General features: G+C 37.1%; 2 protein-coding genes. Both read right to left on the reverse strand.

Translation table 11 applies throughout. The features are described from left to right. Window positions 1–83: 83 nt before the first annotated feature. A complete protein-coding gene (locus B2008_RS04940) occupies window positions 84–3,296 on the reverse strand; it encodes a type I restriction endonuclease subunit R (RefSeq protein ID WP_286822508.1) in 3,213 nt (1,070 codons plus the stop codon). Continuing rightward, window positions 3,289–3,858 (reverse strand): restriction endonuclease subunit M, encoded by a 570-nt coding sequence (locus B2008_RS04945; protein WP_286822510.1) that lies wholly within the window; start codon window positions 3,856–3,858, stop codon window positions 3,289–3,291. Before B2008_RS04945 ends, B2008_RS04940 begins: the two co-directional genes overlap by 8 nt. Between the last annotated feature and the right edge of the window lie 144 nt (window positions 3,859–4,002).

A 4,002-nucleotide genomic window follows, 5' to 3' on the forward strand; every position in this document is an offset into this window, starting at 1 on the left:
CCGTTTTTTTGTCTATCATATTTTTCCCTTGATTTAAACCGTCAACAGCGTGTTGACACTTGTTTATAATTGCTAGCTTATTTTTAAACTGCTGCTATCAGTTCATCCGCCAAATGATAAATCGCATCGCGTAACCCATTGCGATACTTAATTCTTGATAGTTTTTGAATTGTTTCATCAAGTGCTAAATCTGTATACCTTGTACTTGCCTGGGCAATGATATCACGAATTTGTCCAGTATCATCCAAGTCCTTTTGTCCATAACGGTGACGGCTAAATAATTCACGCATTTGAACGCTCGAAATCACATCTGTAATTCCCCACTTATTGCGGAAGTCTAGAAATACTCGATCTAAGCTAATATTATTTGCTGCTGCAATAATAGATTCAAGGTTGTTTAATTTAGCTGGGTACTCAAAATCGCTTCCTGCTGGGGGAAAATTCCCCTTGATAATCGCATGTGTGGCATTGATAATCTTCGTAGCATAATTACGGTCATTTAGGCCACTAGTGAATTGCTTGATTTTTTCCTGCGTAACTTCGGCTTCTTTATTCTTTCCTTCATGAACTTGATCCAACAACTGTTCAACCAATTCAGTCAGATAATCGTAGTCAATTTTAACATCTTTGATATGTGTAATCCGCAATTCAATTTCATTAGCTGGTATCTTCTGTTTTTTGGAAATATGTTCTTTCAATTGGTTTGTTAAAGTGGTTGTTAACATCGTTTCTTGTTCAGAAGTCATTCCCAATTTTTCAACTAATTCATCCGGATTGTCATAGTTAAACCCTACTTGTTGACCATCGACTTCTTGAGGAGGATACTGCTTCAGCTTAGCTATCCCGGCATTGTACTCTCTTAACAGATTAAGCATAACTTCTTTCTGCTTTTCTGACTTCGGTAACTGAGCAAATTCGGTGGTCAGGCTTGATAATTTGTCAACAGTCTCCTTAACCTGTTGAAAAACATCTTCAAATTTGGGTGCAGTAATCCCATCATTCACATTTTGCTTGCTGCGGTCCTCATCTGAACAGGTAGCTGAATCCTTATTCGCATAAATCGCCAAGGCTTGGTTCATCAACTTTTCGTTCTGTGCGGGCCACCGATAATTAACCACACGTCCCCAAGGTTTTTCTTGCATATTCGAAATTCGATTAGTACGTGAGTATGCCTGAATTAAGCCCGCTCCTTTTAAGGTCCGATCAACATACAGCGTATTCAATTCCGGTGCATCAAAACCAGTTAGCAATTGATTCACGACAATCACAATATCTAAAAATTTGCCATCGCTTGCTGTTTTATTTAATCTTGAAGTGACATCTTGGGTGTACCCCGAAACATCATCCATCCCAAATGACGTACCAAATTCATCATTATACGTCATGATTGCATCATACAAACCCCGATTTGTCACTAACATACTATCATTGTTGGATGAATTTTGGCTAAATGTGACAGCGACCCTTAATGTGAGCCCGCCCTTTGCCTTATTAACAGCATTCACTCGTTGAAATTCTTTGAAGTACATCATTGCCATCGGTGTACTTGCTCTTTCCCCACCAACGTGAGTGGTAAATAAGGCATTATACTTACCTTCATTGGAACGATTGCGCCAATTTTTAAAAACATCTGCTACAACTAACTTAACGTGTTCAGAATTTTCATCATAAAAACTTGGTTCGACAGCATCATCCATATCTTCTTGTGATAGATTCGCAATTTTTTCTTTGATTTGGTCTTCTGTCCACTTTGGATAGCGTTTTTGATAAAACTCAGGTAAATATTTTTCTTTCATTTGCTGCTCGTCAATTGTCGTTTCAAAATCTACTTTAAAACCAAGAACATTTTGGTCAGCAATTGCTTCACGAATAGTATACGCATGTAACATTGGCCCAAAAACATCTTCTGTTCGCTGTCCTTTAGTTTTTTCATCAAACATTGGTGTACCAGTATAGCCAACCCAAGCTGAACGTTTAAAAGCCTTTTGGATATTCCTAAATGAATCGCCACCTGTAGAACGATGAGCCTCGTCTACAATAAAGACAATATTTTTAGCGGGGGCCTTAAAGCTCTTTCGTTTCACCAAAGTATCAAGTTTCTGAACGGAAGTAATGATGATATTGTTATCCTTGCTCTTTAGACGCCGACTTAGCTCAGTTGTTTTTTTCGTATCTTGTACGCTACCTAATGCGTCGTCACCCGCATCTGGATCATACGCCTTATAATTTTCATAGGTTTGCTTTGTTAAAGCAATCCGATCGACCACAAAAACCACTTTGTCAATCCCTGGCATTCGACTAGCCAGCCAAGCTGTTTTAAAACTTGTGATTGTCTTTCCTGATCCAGTGGTATGCCAAATATATCCCACTTTATTCGTACGAAGTTGAAAGTCCACCTTTTTCAATTTTTCGATAACATTTTGTGTCGCATAGACTTGATAAGGACGCATCACCTTAAGCATTTGGTTATTTTTGGTACCATCCAATATCATGTAATTTGTCGCCATCTGATGTGCCATCGGAATGGATAACATTGAATCAGCAAATTCTTTCCAATTATTTACAATACTGTTATCACTTTTGCGTTGCCAATTAAAGGCAAAATCTTTATTAAACTTATCTGATGTTGTATTAGCCATGTACTTTACGTTGTTTGGCGTAATCGCAACCAAAATCTGCAAAGTAGAGAAAATGTCACGATACTGATGTTCATCAATATATTGGTGCATTTGATTTAACGCTTCGTTAACATCATTCGTATCACGTTTTTCTTCAATTTGAATAATTGGTAATCCGTTAATTAAAAGCGTGGTATCAAAGCGGCGGTTAGGTTTTCTAGAAATAACTGCTCGACGTTCAATTTGATTTACCACTTGATAAACAGTGTCACCAGCACCGACTTGCTTTTGATCAAAAACCGTCAAAAAAACATGGCGACCATCATCTAAATCAATTTCAATTTGTGAAACACCATTTAGTCCATATAAAAATTGACCAGCTTGATAAGGCGTTTGGATATCCGAAATAATTTTCTTTACTTGATTGAATTCAACTACTGATAGGGGATGATCAAGGGTACTTTGATTATGTTGCTCTAAAATATGCTTGAAATTTATCCACAAATCATCAGTGGTCTTAATCTTCGGTTCATATTTCCATTGCTTCGTCTTAACTACATAATTAGTCGGTGATTCATTAGCCATAAAGTCATTGATACCAGCTAAATGATCGGGTTTTGTAATCGTACCACTGGTAATATATTGAATTAATTCTGTTTCAAATTGATTTTCATTCATGGATGTGATCCCCTTCTAATTGCGCCAATCGCATAATAGTTTCATTTTTTGCAACCCGTTCACGCAGGGCTTGTAAGTGCAATTGCTTTAAATACGTTTTTCCAATTGTCTTCTGTCGTGCAATGGCTGGTAACTTTGGCAACGTCAATTCTCTAAGCTGTTTTACCGTGTATTTAAGCACCATCGACCCTTGTAGTCCCATTCTAAATCGATGTGCAATTGATTTATCTTCATTTAAGAGATAAACCAAAAAGCCCGCATCAATTTTAGCTTCATTTTTGATAACCACATAATTTTGTGTGTAGAGATAGCCTTCATGGTTCTTTTGTACCAGTGAAGCCTTACCAGAGACTAAGCTAAAAATTATATCTTTTTCATTGAGTGTCGTAACTGCGTCCATAGTCCGAATTGTCCTATTTTCTTGAAATTCAGATTCAACTCCAGTTAAGTCATCAGATAAGTCTATCTGACTATAAACCTTGTACAATGCTGCCTTTTCTGAACTTGATTCCTTTATTCGAAATTGAGGCGACCCGACAGTTAAATCAACTAGCGCTGTCATTTTCATGCTTTAATCGTGCCTTTTCTAAATTACTGTTTACGTTTTATAAAGAAATTATATCGATAGAAATTCATAATGTCAATGCCTCTATATGTGTTTTGCAGAAATCACAAATTCAAGTTTCCAAACACACGCTCTGGGAAC

This window comes from Lactobacillus sp. UBA5813 (genome assembly GCF_002417895.1).
Classification (GTDB): Bacteria; Bacillota; Bacilli; order Lactobacillales; family Lactobacillaceae; genus Lactobacillus; species Lactobacillus amylolyticus.